We start from the raw sequence: 17433 nt of genomic DNA on the forward strand, positions 1-17433 counted from the left end.
GATAGGGTCTGGCTAATTTTTATTCTTAGACCTTGCGATATCATAGCCAACCGTAATTGTAGTTTGGTGCAAAAAGCTACCAATAATATTATCCGCCGTTCGGTTGATCTGTATTTCGAACCTGCGGAAATTAGCTCCAACGCCAATCAGAAACACAGCACCTTCTCTGTCATCGGTGACGTCCAGGTCTTCTGTGAAGACTTCATCTGGTCGGCTGCTGATCATAAAGCTGCGAGTAGCCGTTTCGATGTTGGTTACATACAGCCTAGTAAGAAAACTGGCCTCGATAAACAATGGAATGCGGCCATTATTCAACTTTAAGCGCGCTCCTAATGCCACATCAAGCCTGCCGGTTTCGTTTGTATAGGTCAACCTTGAATTGGGAGTTTCTCTGACGCCTTCAACAATAGTGTATTGCCCGTACAGTAGCCCAGTTTTAAAAGCCAGAGCCCTATTCTTACTCCTAGGGTAATAGAGGAAATACGCCCCGGTAACGAAGTAGGGCTGTAAGTCGGTCTCGATTAAATTGTCCCGGACAAATTTCCTTCCACTTACATCAACAAAACGAACACCTGCTGCCAACCCCAGGATTCTGTGACGAGGTAATTTTGGCTCGACCTCCGCCAGTTCTTGATTTGTACAAGTGTAGTAGGCATTGAAGAGCTCAGTTAATGACTGAGTTGTATACGTGGTAGTCGTAATGACTTGAGCGGTAGTTTGGCAATCCGTGAACTCCGATAATAGCAACCCTCGAAAACTGTTGTCCTCGATGACTTGCATATCATTGTCAGCGGTGTAGCGCCGGTACTTTCCGTAGGTCAAGTTCTCAAGTGGTGCATTGTCTTTATTAATGAAGAAGTGATAATCGCCGTTCCTAGCAATGTAACGGTACAACGCAGGCTCCCCCGACGTAAGTTGTTGCAGCGCAAGCGTGGTAGTACGGGTAGTCCTTTGGGCTTGCGCCACTAATTTATCTATGGTGCGGGGCGAATCGTTAAACGTCACTTGCCGCACCAAGTAGCGATCCGTCCCCACTGAAAACCCGTCCAAGTCCTTGACGTCGTAGTTCTGGCCCTGATTATCCGATGCTGTCGTGCGAAAGCTGACGTTCCGGATTTCGGTGAGCCAGTCGCGGTCGTCAATGTCTCCGGCTAAAGTTTCGCCATTAAGTAGGGTAATGGATCCGGGCTGCCAGTTGGATTGTGCGCAAAGGGGATACACCGCAGTAATGCAGCTTACGAGCAGCAAGGAAAAAATGATTCGCATGGATAAGTGACTTGGGATTTAGGTATGGGGTTAGGTATCGCGGCATCAATTATCGCTTGGTATCGGAAGGCGGTAAGACAGACGGTTGTGCGACTGCCCCAAGTTAAGCAAATACCCGTCGGCTTCGGGGCCGATGAAGTGAGTGCATTCCCCCGACCGTCCCTATCTTCCCGCCATGAAAGCCATCATCCCCGTGGCCGGCAAGGGCACGCGCCTGCGCCCCCTCACTTACACGCAACCGAAGCCGCTCATTCCCGTGGCCGGTAAGCCCATCATCAGCTACATCGTAGACCAGTTGATTGAGTTGGGCGTGGAGGATTTCATTTTCATCATCGGTTACCTGGGTGAGAAGATCCGGGAGTACATTGAACGCACCTACCCGAACGTTGATACCAAGTTCGTCAACCAGGAAGAACGGATCGGCTCCGCCCACGCCATTTGGTTGGCCCGCGACCACTTCGTCGACGCCGACGAGATCATGATCTTTTTTGGCGATGCCATCATCGACGCGGATTTGAAGGCCTTTAAGGACTGCCCAACCTCCTGCATCGGCGTGCAGACCGTCAGTGACCCCCGCAAGTTTGGGGTGGTGGATTTAGACATCGACGGTAACATCCGTGCGCTCATTGAGAAACCGACCATCCCCAAGTCGAACCTGGCGATGGTGGGTTGCTACAAGATCAGGGAGGTCGAGCAATTCATCGAGGCCTGCGCCCACAACCTGGAGAACGAGATCCGCAGTATTGGTGAGTACCCCCTCACGGATGCCCTCTCCCGGATGCACGAATGGGGCACGACGCTGAAGCCCATCCCCGTAGACAACTGGTTCGACTGCGGCCGGCGAGAAGTCCTGCTCGAAACCAACGCCAACTTCCTGGCCCGGGAGGGATTTGCCACGGAAGATCCCCCACCCTTTGATAATTCCATCATCATTCACCCCGTCCACATTGGCCCGGGTTGCCAGTTGAGCAACTCCATCGTCGGCCCCTACGTGACCCTGGGCGCGAATACCAAATTGGAGCACGCTATTGTTAGCGATTCCATCATTGGGGAGTTTGCGACCATTCACGATATCGTTTTGCGCAACTCCGTGGTGGGTAATGACGCCAGCATCGGTGGGCTACAGCAGAGCTTGAATATTGGGGATAATACGGAGATTGATTTTAGTGCTTGAGGGGTTGGGAATTCAATAATTGTTAAAGTCCCATTGGATTGTGTGGTTAAATTAGACCCCCAAAACCCCATTCATCGAAAATCCCCACCCATACGTCCATAAACCACCACCAAAGCTAGCCGGGCAGGCCAATTCCACCCATCTTTACGGCGCATTACCCACCAGCCAGCCTTAACCATGCTCAACCGCCGTTGCCTACCCACCGCATTTTTATTGTTCCTCGCCCTCTTCCTCTGCACCAGCGTCAGCGCCCAGAACGGCGAAATTAAAGGGCTGCTCGTTGATGCTGACGACCTACCCGTCATTTACGCCAACGTGGCCTTGTACGCCGATTCTAACCTCGTAAAGGTAGAGACGACCGACGACGCCGGGCTTTTTCGCATCGTCAACGTACAACCCGGAGACTACGTCCTCACGGCCAGCTACCTCGGGGCACCGGACCTGAACCGGGAACTGACCGTCACCGCCGGTATGAACGACCTTGAAGTACTCAAAATGGCACCCGCCGCCGTGGAACTGGCCGAAGCCACCGTCGTTGCCAAACGCGCCATGGTGGAGGTGAAACCCGACCGGACGGTTTTCAACGTGCAGGGAACAATCAATGCAGTGGGCGATAACGGACTCGACCTGCTGCGCAAGGCCCCGGGCGTGACGATCGATAATAACGACAATATCAACGTGCTGAGCCGCAGCGGGGTATTGGTGTACATCGACGGTAAACGCTCCCCACTTTCGGGCGACGAACTATCCGGCTACCTGCGCAGCCTTACCGCCGAGCAGATTGATCGCATCGATATCATAACTAACCCCGGCGCTAAGTACGAGGCCGAAGGGAATGCCGGAATTATCGACATCCGACTCGTAAAAAATGAGAACGAGGGCGCTAATGGCTCGGCTAATTTTACCGCCACCCAGGCATTTTACAACCGCATCAACGGCAGCGTAACTGGTAATTACCGAAACAGCAAATTAAACACCTTCGGCTCGGTAGGATTCGTGGACGGAGAGAATTTCAATGTATTTAATTTCGTCACCCAACAAAACGAGTTGGAGACCATCGAGCGTACGCGTTTCAACAATACCTGGAATAACGTTAATTACCGCTTCGGTACTGATTTTTTCCTCAGTAAAAAACATACGGTCGGGTTCCTCATTAACGGCCTGACGCAGGAAGGTGTCAATGCAAACGTTTCCAACGTCAGCATCGCCGCCATTGGCCAACCCGTAGATAGCGTGTTGGTCGCCAACTCCGTGGCGGACGATACGCGCGACCAAACCACCTACAACCTCAACTACCGCTACGATATCGATAAGGATAAAAGCCTGAACGTCGACCTGGACTACGGCCGCTTTCGCAATACTTCGGTCCGCACCCAGCCGAACGTTTACTTTTCGCCATCCGGCGAAGTGCTTACGGAAATTGTCAACGAATTTGACACCCCGCGCGATATCGATATTTATACCTTCCAAACCGACTACGAACAGCCGCTGGCCGGTGGTCAGTTTGGGGCCGGCATTCGCCTCAGCCGGGTGAGTACCAATAACACTTTTTTATTCTTCGACCTCCCTACGGGCAGCCCCATCCGAAATGACGATAAATCAAATTTATTTGATTACACGGAGAACGTTTACGCGGGCTACCTCAGTTATCAGAATAAATTCAACGAAAAATGGAGTTACAGCGCCGGCCTGCGTACCGAGCAAACGGACGCGGAAGGAGACTTGACCACCTTCAATAGCCAGGAAGCGGACCCCGTCCAACTAAATTACCTCAGTTTCTTCCCCTCCGCCGGCCTGACCTACGCGCTGAACCAGCAGAAGGGGAATACCCTCGCGCTCAATTATTCCCGCCGCATCAACCGGCCGGATTACAACGTACTCAATCCCTTCCGCAACCAGATTTCCCAGCTCAGTTTCGAGTTGGGCAATCCTGACTTGCAGCCGGAGATCGTCGATAATATCGAACTGGGCTACACCCTCAATTACCGCTACAACTTCAAGCTGGCCTTCAGCGAGACCTCTAATCAAATCACCCGGTTGATCGGGCCGGACCCCGAAGACGATCGCGCTGGCTTCATCAGTTGGGACAACCTGGCGAGCAATACCGTCGTCAGTTTCAACGCGAGTATTCCCGTTACCGTGACCAAGTGGTGGAACGCCTTTTTCAATATCAACGCCGCCCACATCAATAACCAGGCGGACTACGGCGAAAACGGCAGCGTTGACGTCCAGGTATTCACCTACAACGGCTTTACTCAGCACACCTTTACGCTGCCCGCGAAGATCACGGCGGAGCTCAGCGGCTTCTACTCTGGCCCCGGCGTGTGGGGTGGCGTGTTTGAATACGAGCCCATTTACCAGGTCAATTTTGGCTTCCAGCGCCGCTTCCTCAACGACCAACTCAACGTTAAACTCTCCGCCAACGACATCTTTTGGACCCAGGGTTTCAAGGGCGGTTCTTCCTTCAACGGCCAGGTCGGCACCGGCCGCGGGCGGTGGGACAGCCGCAACGTCGCCCTCGCGCTCTCCTACAATTTCGGTAACCAAAAGGTCAAATCACGCCGTCGCGACACGGGTCTCGGCAAGGAAGCACAACGGGCTGGGCAGTAAGTCCGTCACCCTAGTTTTTCATTACGGTGCTGCCTCCGGCGGTGGGCGCTGCCGCGGGTACCAACTAAGGGGCAAGTAATTTGGATTAAGCAATAACGGATTGGGCCCCTTCAACACGAGACTTACCTCGTAAAGAGATAGGTGTCCACAGGAAAAGGGATCCTAACTATGGAAGGTGACAAGCTCTCTTAAATCCATTATCAGTACCTCAGCCAACGTGGACCAACGGACGACGTATGAAATAATGTAGCCATACACTAGAACATATTGGCGTACTGACCGTACCTTAAAACCGAACGAAGCCCCGCAATCCTTTTGCTTCGCTATGAAACGCTTTTTGATGCTTTGCACGTGCATCTTAGCCGTGCCTTTCTTTGTAACCGCAACCAACGCTCAAAATTCACCACCCGTCGCCGTAGACGACGATCAGTTCCGCATCCGCGAGGACATCGGCCCGACGGGTATTGAGTACTCCACCCTCCTGAGAAATGACTTCGATCCGGACGGCAACGCCCTCCGCATCACCGGCTTCGACTTTGGGGACTTCCCCGGCACGATTGCCGACCAACCGGACGACGAGAGTATCCTCTTCACAACTGCCCCCAATTTCTCGGGGATCATCCAGTTCACCTACACCATCACGGATGGCCTGGCGGAAAGCTCCGCCACCATCACATTGAATATCCTCGAAGATGGCCGGGACGCCCTGGTGAGCCTGAATGGCACCTTCGAGGTCAGGTCCTCCGTAACGCCGGAATTTCTGGCCAGCCCCCGAGCAAATGAGAACCGGGCCGGCGTCATTCTCCGTCAGTGTGGCGCCTTTGCGGACACCTGGAACATTACGGACCTGGGCAACGGCTATCATCGCGTCGCCCTCAACCAGGATGGAAACCGCTCCCTGGAAAGCTGGGCCTCCAGCGGGCCGGTGGACCGCGTCAACGCCAGCATCTACCGCAGTAACGGGCAGCCCTGGCAGCAGTGGCGAATCACCCAGTCAAATGACGGCACCTACCAGTTTGTCAACCGCTGGAACCCGCGCCTGCTCTCCGAAATCGGCGGTGCCCTTTTGGTAACGGACCGCAGCACCTTCGAGGCCGTCCGCCAAAACTGGGAGCTCAACCTCTTTGGGACGGTCCCTTGTGAAACGGCGAGCGTCGAGGGTTTGTACGAGATCGTTCCCTTTACCCGTCCCTACCTGGGGCTCACGACTGACGGCACCACCAACCGTAGCGACGTGCTCCTCACCTTCGACGTAGAGAATGCCCCCCGCTGGCGAGTAACCGCGGCCGGAGATGGATTATACGCCATTCACCTGGATGGCAGCAATCAATCACTGGAATCTTACAGCCGCAGTGGACCCAATGCCACGGACGATGCGACCACCTATCGCTTCATCGATCGCCCCTGGCAACGGTGGGCCATCACCCCCGACGCGGAACGAACCAATGGCGTCCGCATCACCCAGGAGTGGAGCGGAAAGGTATTATTCTCCACAGATGACGTCAGTCTTGAGGATGGCACGGGTAGCGTAGATGAATTATGGATCTTGCGACGAGTTGCACCTACGTCGCCAATGGCTTCCACAATACAGCTAAGTGCGCCTTCCGCCGGGGCCTACCCCAGCCCATTTACTACTGAGCTTACAGTCACCACCGCCGCTGGGGAAGATGATGGCATTCAACAACTAATCATCTCCGACCTGAATGGTCGCGTCCTCCAACGGGTCGCCGGTAACGCGGCCAGTACCCAGCGGATTGACCTTGGTGCACTGCCGAGCGGTTCCTACTTGTTACGAACTGAACTAAAGGCTTCCGTGACCAACCAGATTATTGTGAAACAGTAATTAGACAGCACTCAAACCTACCTCTGGGGACTACCGGCAGCAGTGCTGGTGGTCCCTTTTTTGTGTCTCTTCGGTAGTAGAGACTGGGTGACGATTCTGGCTTGTATTCTCGCCCGTTTACATCCCCCCACTTTTGCCTAACTTACGACCCACCACAATTTTTGTCCTTCCCGAGCATGCCCACTTACACCACCCAAATCAACGGCCGTACCTACGCCGTTCCCGATGCCGAATTAGCGGCCGCCGACCTTCACACCAGCCCCGATGGCAAGCTACACCTTCTCCACCAAGGGCGCAGTTTTGCGGTGGAAGTGCTCTCCATCGACCGGGTAGAAAAAACGGTGACGCTGAGTCTGAACCAACAAAACTTTACGGTCGCTTTACGGGATGAGATCGATCAGCAAATTGATGCCCTTGGCTATTCCTCCACCGAAACGGTCGTGAGTAAGGATGTCATGGCCCCGATGCCCGGGCTGGTGCTGGACGTCCTCGTCGCGGAGGGACAGGAAGTAGCGGCCGGCACGCCCCTCATCATCCTGGAGGCCATGAAGATGGAGAACGTCCTCAAGGCGGAAGGCGACGGCACGGTCGGCAAGATCCACGCCGAAAAGGGCGCCGCCGTAGAGAAGAAAGAACTGCTCATCAGCATCGACTAAAGCGCAACGTATGAGTACCCCGCCATTTCAAAAACCGAGTAAAGCAGACTGGCTCGCAAAGGTCGAAAAGGACCTGAAAGGCAAAGATCTTGAAAGCCTGAATTTTACCGTTGCCGGAAACACCTACAGTCCCTTCCACCACCTGAGTGACGCCCCGGTCGCCCACCCACCCGTTGCGGGGATGCCCTCCGGCCACCGCTTGGTTGGCATCGAGATCACGGTGGGAGACGACTACAAAGGAGCCAACGCTATCGCCCTCGACGCACTGGCTAAAGGAGCCGACCTCCTGCTTTTCAGGATCAGGTCCATCGAAACGCTGACGAAGGCCAACCGGAAGATCCTGCTCAAAGGAATCCTGACCGATATCGTTACCATCATCTTTGCGGAGCCACTTTACAAATATCCTGGCGCTCCCTTATTGCTTCAGCAAGGGCAAGATTACCACATCGATGCGCTAGCGGGAGACATCGCCGCCGGACTGTATTCCGCCATGGAAAGCTACGTAGAAGATGGCGTCAAGAACCCAACGTTTCACGTCCGCAGCCGCCCAAATTACCTCCGGACCATCGCCGAATTGCGCGCCCTCCGACTCTGCTGGAGCCGCATCAGTGAAGCGTGTGGTGGTCGCAGTAATTGTACCGTGATTGGTCACGTTGCCCACCCGCCGGAAAGTGACGCGAACCAGAATAAGATCGTGGCCACGACTAGCGCCATGTCCCTCATCATCGGAGGCGCCAACGGGCTAATCGTTGCGGCCAGCGACGGTGGTGCTGGCACCAACTTCAGCCGCCGCGTCGCCCTCAACCTTCAACACATCCTCGAGTACGAGAGCCACCTCGCCGGGCTACCTGATCCAGCTGCCGGCAGCTACTATCTGGAGCAACTCACGGACGATATCGCCGCCAAGCTTTGGCAGAAATTTCAGCACCTCACCACCGATTCCAGCTTCAACATTTAAGACCATGCAAAAAATATTAGTCGCCAACCGGGGAGAGATCGCGCTGCGGGTCATGCGCACCGCCCGCAAAATGGGCATCGCTACCGTCGCCGTTTACTCCGAAGCGGACCGGGGAGCACCCCACGTCCGCTTTGCCGAAGAAGCCATCTTACTGGGCCCCGCACCTTCCAGCCAGTCCTACCTGGATATGGACAAGGTAATCCAGGCGGCCCTCGATACCGGGGCGGAGGGCATTCACCCGGGCTACGGTTTTCTTTCCGAGAATGCGGAATTCTCCCAACGCGTGGAGGACGCGGGATTAATTTTCATCGGCCCAAAACCCCACGCCATCCGCATTATGGGGAATAAACTGGCGGCCAAGGATGCCGTTTCGGCCTACGACATCCCGATGGTGCCCGGCATTGAGGAGGCCATTACGGACGTCGAGTTGGCCGGCCAGATTGGAGAGCAGATCGGCTACCCCATTCTCATCAAGGCGGCTGCCGGTGGTGGTGGCAAGGGCATGCGGATCGTCAACGGCCCGGCGGAGCTTAAAGAAGGAATGGAACGGGCCATCAGCGAAGCCCAGTCCGCTTTTGGTGACGGGGCGGTTTTCATCGAAAAGTACGTCACGTCTCCCCGCCACATCGAGATCCAGGTGCTGGCGGATAACCACGGCAACGTCGTCCACTTATTTGAGCGGGAGTGTTCCGTCCAACGGAGGCACCAGAAGGTGGTGGAGGAAGCCCCTTCCGTCCCCCTCAGCCTGGCACCTGCGTTACGCGCCCAAATGGGAGAGGCGGCCGTACGCTGCGCCAAAGCCTGCGACTACCGCGGTGCCGGCACGGTAGAGTTTTTGCTCGACGACCAAAACAACTTCTACTTCCTCGAAATGAATACCCGCCTGCAGGTGGAACACCCGGTTACGGAGCTCATCACCGGGGTCGACTTGGTAGAACAACAGATCAAGGTGGCCCGCGGCGAGCGCTTGGCCTTTACTCAGGAAGACCTTTCCATTACCGGCCACGCCCTCGAACTACGGGTTTACGCCGAGGATCCGCTTGATGGTTTCCTCCCCAGCATCGGCACGCTGGAGACTTACCAAAAGCCATCCGGCGAGGGCATCCGCGTGGATGACGGCTTTGAGGAGGGAATGGAAGTTCCGATCTATTACGACCCGATGATTGCCAAGCTCATCACCTACGGCGCGACCCGGGCCGAAGCCCTCCAAAAAATGCGGGAAGCGATCGATGCCTACCGGGTGGAAGGCATCGCCACTACCCTCCCCTTCGGGCGTTTCGTGGTGGACCACGAAGCATTCATATCCGGCAACTTTGATACCCACTTCGTCAAACAACACTACACGGCGGAGGCGATCCTGGAGAAACAGCAGGATATGGAAAAAATTGCGGCCCTTGCCGCTGCAGTCATTTTTGAAGATAGCCGGCGAACCCTGACCGTTCCGGTGACGACCGGTGAATCCTGGAAAAATCGTATTCAATGAAATATCCGGAATTCAAAAAAATAGCCTGGGAGCGGCCTGCTGGGAGAGGCCCGGACCGAAAGGAACACGAAGGCTACGTCGCCGGAATCCCTCCCTACCTGCGCGGCCCCTACTCCGCCATGTACGCCATTCGCCCGTGGACGATCCGCCAGTACGCCGGGTTTTCTACCGCGGAGGCCAGCAATGCCTTCTACCGCCGCAACCTGGCCCAGGGGCAGAAGGGGCTTTCGGTCGCCTTCGATCTGGCTACCCACCGGGGTTACGATTCGGACCACCCCCGCGTTACCGGAGACGTTGGCATGGCCGGCGTCGCGATCGATACCGTGGAGGATATGAAAATTCTTTTTGAGGATATTCCCCTCGATAAGATGTCGGTATCCATGACCATGAACGGCGCCGTATTACCGGTGATGGCTTTTTACATCGTTGCGGCGGAAGAGCAGGGCGGTAATCAAAATTTACTCGCCGGCACCATCCAGAATGATATATTAAAAGAATTCATGGTACGCAATACGTACATCTATCCCCCGGCGCCGAGCATGCGCATTATTGGGGATATTTTTGCGTACACCAAGGAGCACATGCCGCGATTTAATTCCATATCGATCAGCGGCTACCACATGCACGAAGCCGGTGCCTCGGCGGCCATTGAACTAGCCTACACGCTGGCCGACGGACTGGAATATTTACGTACCGGCATCGCGGCCGGTCTGGCGATTGACGATTTCGCACCGCGGCTCAGTTTTTTCTGGGGTATCGGGATGGACCACTTCCGGGAGATCGCCAAAATGCGCGCCGCGCGCCTATTGTGGGCGGAGATCGTGCGGGGTTTAGGCGCTACCAATCCTAAATCCATGGCGCTGCGCACCCACTGCCAAACCTCCGGCTGGTCGCTGACCGCGCAGGATCCGTTCAACAATATCGCCCGGACGGCCATCGAAGCACTCGCGGCCGTTTTTGGCGGCACCCAGTCGTTGCACACCAATTCGTTGGACGAGGCCATCGCGCTGCCCACCGATTTCTCCGCTAAAATTGCGCGGGATACGCAGAAGCATCTCCAGCAAGCTATTGGCGTCACCAACGTAGTCGACCCCTGGGGCGGCTCTTACCACGTCGAGCAGCTCACCCAGGAGCTGCTCACGGAAGCCCGCGAACTCATCGCCGAGGTGGAAGAACTCGGCGGTATGGCGAAAGCCATCGAGCAAGGCTTGCCCAAAATGCGCATCGAGGAAGCCGCCGCTCGGAAGCAGGCACGCATCGATTCCGGTGACGAAAAAATTATTGGCGTCAACCTCTTCCCTAACCTAGACGAAGAAGAAAAAATCGATACGCTGGAGGTCGATAACGCCGCCGTTCGCGAAGCGCAGATCGAGCGACTGCGTACCGTCAAAAACAATCGGGATGCGGGCGCTGCCGCAGGTGCTTTGCAAAGGGTACGGGACTGCGCGGAAAGCGGGGAGGGCAACCTCCTGGCCGTCGCCGTGGAAGCCGCCAGGGCGAGGTGTACCCTCGGGGAGATCAGTGATGCCCTCGAGACCGTATTTACCCGTTACCGCGCTCAACCGCGCCTCATCAGTGGCACCTACCGTAACGAAATGAAACAGAACGCCGGATTCTTGCGGGCGCGGGAGCTCTCCAACCAGTTCGCCGAACACTTTGGTCGCCGACCGCGCATCCTCGTCGCTAAGTTGGGGCAGGATGGCCACGATCGCGGCGCCAAGGTGATCGCCAGCAGCTTCGCCGATATCGGCTTTGACGTGGACGTGGGTCCTCTCTTCCAAACGCCGGAGGAAGCGGCCCGCCACGCCGTAGAAAACGACGTCCACATTCTGGGAATCTCCTCGCTGGCAGCGGGGCACAAGACGCTCGTCCCCCAAGCCATTGCTGCCCTCAAAGCAGAAGGGGCGGATGACATTTTAGTAGTTACCGGAGGCGTCATTCCGGAGCAGGACTATCTCTTTCTTTACGACCGGGGCGTCGCCGCCATCTTTGGCCCTGGGACGGTGATTGCGACCGCCGCTTCCTCCATCCTTGAGCTGCTGCTCCCCGAACGGTAGTCACCCTAATTCAACTTTCCCTTCGCCCTACCCACAAGTACTCAACCAATGACCAACCAGGAAATCCTCAACGAAAAGCTGAACGCCTCCCGCCTGGGTGGTGGCCAATCCCGGATCGACCGCCAACACGAAAAGGGCAAATTGACGGCCCACGAACGCGTCCACCTGCTTATGGACGACGGTAGCTTTGAGGAGATCGGTGCCCTCGTAACCCACCGGACTTCAGACTTCGGGATGGCCGATCAGGTCTTCCCGGGCGACGGCGTAGTGACCGGCTACGGTACGGTGGATGGCCGATTGGTGTACGTCTTCGCCCAGGACTTTACCGTTTTCGGTGGCTCCCTTTCGGAGACCCACGCCGAAAAGATCTGTAAGGTGATGGACATGGCCCTCAAGGTTGGAGCACCCCTCATCGGCCTCAATGACAGTGGTGGGGCGAGGATTCAAGAAGGCGTGCGGTCCCTCGGTGGCTACGCGGACATTTTTTACCGGAACGTACAGGCGAGTGGGGTAATTCCCCAACTATCGGCCATCATGGGCCCGTGCGCGGGTGGCGCGGTGTACTCCCCCGCCCTGACGGACTTCACCATTATGGTGGAGGATACGAGCTACATGTTCGTCACCGGCCCGAACGTCGTTAAAACGGTAACCAACGAGACCGTCACCAGTGAGGAATTGGGGGGAGCGAGTGCGCACTCGACCAAATCCGGCGTAACCCACCTGACGGCAGCGAATGACGTCATCTGTATCCAAAAACTGAAGCGGCTGTTGTCCTACCTCCCGCAAAACTGTGAGGAAACGCCGGCTGCCCTACCCTACCAACTCGGTGAGGAAGTAAGGGAGCAGCTGGAGTCGGTCGTCCCCGCCAGCGCCAACCAGCCCTACGATATGCGTGACGTGATCGCCGGCGTCATCGACGAGTCTTCCTTTCTGGAAATCCAACCAGATTATGCGGATAACATCGTAGTCGGGTTTGCCAGGATTGCCGGGCGAAGTATCGGTATTGTGGCCAATCAGCCGATGAGCTTAGCGGGGGTGCTGGACGTAAATTCCAGCAAAAAAGCCGCGCGCTTTACCCGGACTTGTGATTGTTTCAACGTGCCCTTACTGGTACTGGTGGACGTCCCTGGCTTCCTGCCCGGTACGGACCAGGAGTGGAATGGCATCATTACCAATGGCGCTAAATTACTGTACGCCCTGAGTGAAGCGACCGTCCCGCGCGTGACCGTCATCACTCGCAAGGCTTACGGTGGAGCCTACGACGTGATGAACTCTAAGCACATCGGTGCGGATATGAACTTCGCCTGGCCCGGGGCCGAAATTGCCGTCATGGGTGCTAAGGGAGCGAGTGAGATCATCTTCCGGAATGAGATCAAAAAGGCGGCAGACCCCGCTGCGAAGCTGGCCGAAAAGGAACGGGAATACGCAGACACTTTCGCCAATCCCTACCGCGCCGCGCAGCGTGGATTCGTGGATGAGGTGATTTACCCGAAGGATACCCGTCGTAAGCTCATCAGGGCATTCGCTATGCTGGAAAACAAGGTGGTGGATCGGCCCCGACGGAAGCATGGCAACGTGCCACTCTAAATTATCCGACTCGTTTAGATGAACTGGGAGTTTCAGTTGGTGGCGGTTTAAATAATATTAACAGGGTAAGGGCAAGAAGCCGGTTGAATCCGGGAACACTGTTGGGGCACAAGCGTTGGAGTCATCATGGTTGCTAATCCAACCAGAATGATTTGTCTTTCCACTTTCTCGCCCATCCAGCCATGAAGATTTTTCCCCTCATCCTTGCACCGCACCTGCGGCAGCGCCTACTGCTCATGCTTTTGTTCGTGTTGGGCTTCAACATTACGAGCTCCGCTCAACGTGGACCTAACGCTCCGAAATCGGGTAAGATCAGCGGCCAGCTGATTGATGAAGCTACGACCGAACCGATCGGTTTTGCCAACGTGATCGTCTACACCGTGACTACCGATAGTATGGTGAGCGGAACGACGACCGACTTTGACGGCAAGTTTGCCCTCGACAATATTCCGCTGGGCGACTACCGGCTTGAAATGAGCTTCATCGGCTACGACACCGAAAACCGCGAACTGGAACTGACGGAAGCCGAGCGCTTTTTCAAAACCGGTAAAGTGAGCCTGGGGACGGGTGGCCAGGACCTGGAAGAAGTCGTCGTCACCGCCGAACGGGCCGTGATGGAACTAGGCTTGGACCGCAAGGTATTCAACGTAGAAAAATCAGTGGCCGCCGCGGGTGGTTCCGCCGAGGACCTGTTGCGCCAACTACCCAGCATCAATGTGGACGTGGAAGGTAACGTCTCCCTGCGCGGAAGTGGCAACGTCCGCTTTCTGATCAACGGCCGGCCCAGCGGATTGGTCGGTTCCGACCCCGTAACCTACCTGAAGAGCCTCTCCAGTACTGCCATCGAACGCATCGAGGTCATCACTAACCCGGGAGCCGCTTTTGATCCGGACGGGACGGCCGGGCTGATCAACATCGTGCTAAAAAAGAAGCGCGCCGATGGTTTCAACGCTACGTTGAACGCCAACGTGGGCACCAATAATAAATTCGATGGTTCCCTTGACCTGAACTGGCGCAAGGGGAAATTCAACACTTTTGCTGGCATTAGTGGCCGCTACGACGAACGCTTTTTCCAGGGCTTTCGGGACCAGACCGGTATCAGCGGCGACAGTACTTTCAGCCGGTTCTTCACCTTCGACGGGGATCGCTTGCGCAAGTCGACGAGCTACCGCCTCGGTACGGAATACGCGCTGACCAAACGCTCCACCCTAGGTCTACAGGGTAACCTGCAGCTACAGGAAGGCGAAAGCAGCAACGACCGGGTGACGCAGTTCTTCGATAGCGAAAGCCAACTCGCCCGCACCAGTACCCGCCTCGAACGGGAACCTTCGGATGAGAATGAATATGAAGTCCGCGCGGATTACAATACCACCTTCAAGAAGGAGGGTCGGCAGTTATCCGTAGGCATCCAGTACAGCGGGGAGATTGAAAACGAAACGGAGAATTACGACGAGACGATCGTCGATAATCTGGAAAACTTTCTGGAAGGCTTTTTACAGAGTGCCCCCAGCGAGGAGACGGAGAATCTGCTGCTGGGCCAGCTGGATTATTCCCAGCAAATGGGAGACTTCAAGTTTGAAACCGGCTGGCGTTCAACCCTTACCGATTTGACGACCGACGCGGCTTTTGGCAACGTCAGTGGTACCGGAGAATTTCTGAAGATCGATTCTCTGAGCAACGTCTTCAATTATAAGGAGGACATCCACGCCGTCTACGCCACCTTCGGCGGAACGATCGATAAGATCACCTTCAGCGCGGGCTTACGCGCGGAACAGGCTTACACAACGAGTACCCTGACTGAACCCAAGTTTGAGGAATTTAATAACGATTACTTCAAGGTCTACCCCAGCGTATTCGTCGGCTACGCCTTTGACGACAACACCACACTCCAGGGTAGCTACGGCCGCCGGGTGAACCGCCCACGCGCCTGGGCCCTGAACCCCTTCGTGGACCGGGGAGACCCGTTCAACCTGCGGAAGGGCGAACCTTTCCTACTGCCGGAAATCATCAACAGTTTCGAACTTAACGTCCAACAACGGTATAAGCTCGGGACGATCACCGGCGGTATTTACTTCCGCCAGCTAAAGGACCTGATCAGCCGGGTGAGTGAGGAATTGCCCGGCGGGGTAACCCAGAGCACCCGCGCTAATCTAGACCGGGGCCGGGATTACGGCATCGAGATCATCTCCACCATGCGCCCGGTAAAGGATATGGACCTCACCCTTAGCCTGAATGGCTACAAAAGTGAGATCATCGGCCGCAGCGACGACAGCAGTTTGGATGCGGATGGTTACCTATTCTCCGGCAACCTACAAGCCGGTTACAAACTACCGTGGGACATCAACGTGCAGGCCACCTATTTCTACCGGAGCCCCGGCGTTCGCCCGCAGGGAAGGATCCGGACCATCCAAAGCCTCGACCTCGGTTTCCGCAAGGATATCCTGGAGGGCCGCGGCGCAATCACGGCTCGGGTTACCGACGTGTTCAATACCCGCCGTTACCGCTTTGATACGGAGCTGACTACCCTGCAAACCACGAGCGAATTCCAGCGGGAAAGCAGGATTGCTTACGTTGGTTTCCAGTACAGCTTGCAGAAATTGAAGCCCCAACGCCGGGGTGGCAGCCGTGGCGGTGGCGGTGGTGGTGGCGATGATTTTTAGAGTTACTCAAAGGCGCATCCGCTGATTTTGCCGGAATTTCTTAGCTTATCGGACGAATTAGCTACGGGACGGCATGTCCAACAAACATTGCCCGCTCCTAATACGCTCAGCAAATAACTTTAAGAACACAAACCACACTATGAAAAAGATTGGCATTCTCTACGGCCGCGAACGCAGTTTCCCACCCGCCGTCATTCAACGCATCAACGACATGAACGTCGACGGCGTCATGGCCGAACCCGTAAAAATTGACAAAGTCGGCCAGGGCCTCAACCCGGGCTACGCAGTGATCATCGACCGCATCAGCCAGGACGTACCCTTTTACCGGGCCATGCTAAAAAACGCCGCCGCTACCGGTACGGCCGTCATCAACAACCCCTTCTGGTGGAGTGCCGACGAGAAGTTTTTCAACAACGTACTGAGTGTCGGCGGGCTAGATGTGCCCGTCCCCAAGACGGTATTGCTTCCCAGCTACGAGAAGCCCACCGATACATCGGATGAGTCCTTCACGAACCTCGCCCACCCACTGGACTGGCAGAGCATGTTCAACTACATCGGGTGGCCGGCCTGGACTAAACCACACGATGGCGGTGGATGGAAGTCCGTCTACAAGTGCAACAACCCTGAGGATCTGTGGAAGGCCCACGCGGAGACTGGCCAATTGGTCATGATGCTCCAGGAAAACATCACCTTCACCAGTTACTTTCGTTGCTACTGCATCGGGCGGAAGTACGTGAAGATCATGCACTACGAACCCCGCAACGAGTTCCTCGACCGCTACCGCTGCCACCACGACGTCAGTGACGAACTCATGCAGCAGATGCACGACTACGTCATCAAGATCAACGAGTGGTTAGGCTACGATTTCAATACCGTTGAATTCGCGGTACGCGACGGCATTCCCTACGCCATCGATTTCTGCAACCCCGCTCCGGATGCTGACAAGTTCAGCGTTGGTGAAGAGAACTTCAACTGGGTTATCGAGCACGCCGCCAAGTACGCCATCGAGCGGGCGCAGGCGCAGGAACCCGGCAAGAGCAACCTTACCTGGGGTAAGTTCATCTCCGAATCCGTTGCTGGCACCTACGATTCACGTCGATAGGGCCACGCCAGATTAGACTTGAAAGTCCCCCGCACCA

The 17433-nt window shown here is 55.9% G+C and carries 11 protein-coding genes; 10 read left to right on the top strand and 1 reads right to left on the bottom strand.

The features are described from left to right. Positions 1-12: 12 nt before the first annotated feature. Positions 13-1266, bottom strand: coding sequence for a hypothetical protein (locus A3850_RS00710; protein ID WP_068212880.1), 1254 nt, complete (start codon positions 1264-1266; stop codon positions 13-15). 175 nt (positions 1267-1441) lie between these two features. On the opposite strand from A3850_RS00710, the gene A3850_RS00715 reads away from it, so the two are divergent. The 10 genes from A3850_RS00715 (at position 1442) to A3850_RS00760 (ending at position 17396) form a co-directional block, all read left to right on the top strand. After that, a complete protein-coding gene (locus A3850_RS00715; protein WP_068212883.1) occupies positions 1442-2440 on the top strand; it encodes a sugar phosphate nucleotidyltransferase in 999 nt (332 codons plus the stop codon). 177 nt (positions 2441-2617) lie between these two features. After that, a complete protein-coding gene (locus A3850_RS00720) occupies positions 2618-5050 on the top strand; it encodes a TonB-dependent receptor domain-containing protein (RefSeq protein WP_068212885.1) in 2433 nt (810 codons plus the stop codon). Positions 5051-5414: 364 nt separating this feature from the next. Then, positions 5415-6893 (top strand): cadherin-like domain-containing protein, encoded by a 1479-nt coding sequence (locus A3850_RS00725; protein WP_231915263.1) that lies wholly within the window; start codon positions 5415-5417, stop codon positions 6891-6893. A gap of 176 nt (positions 6894-7069) precedes the next feature. Beyond that, positions 7070-7549, top strand: a complete 480-nt coding sequence (locus tag A3850_RS00730) for a biotin/lipoyl-containing protein (protein WP_068212891.1) — start codon at positions 7070-7072, stop codon at positions 7547-7549. A gap of 10 nt (positions 7550-7559) precedes the next feature. Then, positions 7560-8507 carry a methylmalonyl-CoA mutase family protein gene (locus A3850_RS00735; RefSeq protein WP_068212894.1) on the top strand — a complete coding sequence of 316 codons (948 nt, stop codon included), beginning with the start codon at positions 7560-7562 and terminating at the stop codon, positions 8505-8507. A 4-nt stretch (positions 8508-8511) separates the two neighbouring features. After that, entirely contained in the window at positions 8512-9990 is a 1479-nt protein-coding gene (locus A3850_RS00740) for an acetyl/propionyl/methylcrotonyl-CoA carboxylase subunit alpha (protein ID WP_068212897.1), read from the top strand. Next, complete coding sequence (scpA, locus tag A3850_RS00745) at positions 9987-12047, top strand: methylmalonyl-CoA mutase (RefSeq protein WP_076639910.1); 2061 nt, start codon at positions 9987-9989, stop codon at positions 12045-12047. Before A3850_RS00740 ends, scpA begins: the two co-directional genes overlap by 4 nt. 48 nt (positions 12048-12095) lie before the next feature. Next, entirely contained in the window at positions 12096-13634 is a 1539-nt protein-coding gene (locus A3850_RS00750) for an acyl-CoA carboxylase subunit beta (protein ID WP_068212899.1), read from the top strand. A 182-nt stretch (positions 13635-13816) separates the two neighbouring features. After that, positions 13817-16294: a TonB-dependent receptor domain-containing protein gene (locus A3850_RS00755; RefSeq protein ID WP_068212902.1), complete on the top strand. Its 2478-nt coding sequence runs from the start codon at positions 13817-13819 to the stop codon at positions 16292-16294. Positions 16295-16433: 139 nt separating this feature from the next. Beyond that, positions 16434-17396 carry a RimK family alpha-L-glutamate ligase gene (locus A3850_RS00760; RefSeq protein ID WP_068212906.1) on the top strand — a complete coding sequence of 321 codons (963 nt, stop codon included), beginning with the start codon at positions 16434-16436 and terminating at the stop codon, positions 17394-17396. Positions 17397-17433 lie beyond the last annotated feature (37 nt).

It is taken from the genome of Lewinella sp. 4G2 (assembly GCF_001625015.1).
In the GTDB taxonomy this organism is placed as follows: Bacteria; Bacteroidota; Bacteroidia; order Chitinophagales; family Saprospiraceae; genus Neolewinella.